We start from the raw sequence: 1,450 nt of genomic DNA, 5'->3' as shown, positions 1-1,450 counted from the left end.
TGAACTGCACCCCAAAAGTTGGACACCCGTCCAACGATTTGGGGTGTTTTTTCATGAGCAGACATAGTGCGCAGTTCAAGCGTCGGGTTGTCAAAGACTATCTTTCAGGCCGGGTGGGTGGCAGCGCGGAGGTCGCGCGGCGGCACGATATCGATCACGGCACAGTACGGAAATGGGTCGCCGCCTGGCGGTTGCACGGCGAAGCCGCGTTCAGAAAGAAGTTCAGTCACTATGATTCGCGCTTCAAGCTGAAGGTGTTGAGGCTTATGGTGTCGAAGGATTTGTCCTGCCGGCAGGTTGCTGCTGTGTTCGATATCCGTAATCCGGGGGTGATCGGCATCTGGAAACGCCAGTATGATTCCGGAGGTATCCAGGCCCTGGAGCCTCGCCCCCGAGGACGACCCGTGAAGCAACCCAAGTCATCTGTGCCGCCTGACTCGACAGAATCCGACGAGACCCGCACGAAAGAAGAACTCCTTGCAGAGCTGAACTATCTGCGCATGGAGAACGCGTACCTAAAAAAACTCGATGCCTTGATCCGCTCGGAAAGCCCCAAAGCACCGCGCAGAAAACGCAGATAGTGGCCGGATTAAGGCATCGGTTTCCAGTTGAGGGTCTGCTGAAGGTGGCGGGCCTGGCGCGCAGCACTTTCTATTACCACTGCAAGGCATCGCTGGTCGCGGACAAGCACGCGCCGCTCAAGGCGCGTATCCGCTCGTTATTCGAGTTGCACAAGGGCCGTTATGGCTATCGGCGTATCACCAGCGCGATCCGGCGTCTGGGGATCGTTGTCAATCACAAGACTGTCCAGCGACTGATGCAGTTGATGGAACTGAAGTGTCTGGTGCGTCCGAAGAAGTACCGCGCCTTTCGGGGCACGGTGGGACGGATTGCACCGAACGTGCTGCAAAGACAGTTCGATGCCGATGCGCCGAACCGCAAGTGGGTCACCGACATCACCGAGTTCCGGGTGGGGGAAAGCAAGCTTTATCTCTCACCGGTTCTGGACCTGTACAACGGCGAGATTGTGGCTTACGAAACAGCCACGCGTCCGGCATTTGCGATGGTCGCGGGCATGATGAGGAAGGCCATGAGAAAGCTGAAGCACGACGACCGGCCCATGGTCCACTCCGATCAGGGCTGGCACTATCAGATGAGTGCCTATCAGGCATTGCTTGCCCGGCGCGGTCTCACACAGAGCATGTCGCGCAAGGGCAACTGCCACGATAACGCGACGATGGAGAGCTTCTTCGGCACGCTGAAGTCAGAATTCTTTTACCCGAATCGCTTCGAAAGCATTGAGGCACTTCAGGCCGGTATCAAGGACTACATTCACTACTACAATCACCACCGCATCAAGCTCAAGCTGAAAGGGCTGAGTCCTGTGATGTACAGAACCCAGCCCTCACGGCATTAGCCAACAACTGTCCAACTTTGCGGGGTCGGTTCA

Annotated in this window: 1 protein-coding gene; it reads left to right on the top strand. The window is 56.9% G+C overall.

Annotated elements, in window-relative coordinates; all coding sequences use genetic code 11:
* Positions 1 to 53 precede the first annotated feature (53 nt).
* Positions 54 to 1,417 (top strand): IS3 family transposase gene (locus tag LMG28727_RS33850; protein ID WP_201646645.1). Its coding sequence is split into 2 segments (ribosomal slippage): positions 54 to 551 and positions 554 to 1,417, totalling 1,362 coding nucleotides; the frame shifts between segments, so codons are not numbered across the junction.
* The last annotated feature ends 33 nt before the right edge of the window (positions 1,418 to 1,450 follow it).

This window comes from Paraburkholderia metrosideri, from assembly GCF_904848625.1.
Taxonomy (GTDB): domain Bacteria; phylum Pseudomonadota; class Gammaproteobacteria; order Burkholderiales; family Burkholderiaceae; genus Paraburkholderia; species Paraburkholderia metrosideri.
The sequence above is the reverse complement of the archived record's forward strand: the minus strand, read 5'-3'. Positions and strand labels throughout refer to the sequence as shown.